General features: G+C 50.2%; 1 rRNA gene. It reads right to left on the bottom strand.

What is annotated here, in order from left to right:
* Window positions 1–147: 147 nt before the first annotated feature.
* Window positions 148–217 (bottom strand): 16S ribosomal RNA (locus GTP55_RS29470); the annotation flags it as partial.

Genomic DNA, 217 nt, shown 5'->3' with positions numbered 1-217 from the left:
GTTGGACTCGAACCAACGACCCCCGCGTTATCAACACGGTGCTCTAACCAGCTGAGCTACAGCCCCAATATTTGCTGTTCTCTAATTCATTACAGTCGATAAGTGTGAGCGCTTGAAAGTGATTCCGGAGAATCCTGCAAACTCTAGAAAGGAGGTGATCCAGCCGCACCTTCCGATACGGCTACCTTGTTACGACTTCACCCCAGTCACGAATCCT

Origin of the sequence: Duganella margarita (assembly GCF_009857535.1) — a bacterium.
GTDB classification, from domain to species: domain Bacteria; phylum Pseudomonadota; class Gammaproteobacteria; order Burkholderiales; family Burkholderiaceae_D; genus Rugamonas; species Rugamonas margarita.
The sequence above is the reverse complement of the archived record's forward strand: the minus strand, read 5'-3'. Positions and strand labels throughout refer to the sequence as shown.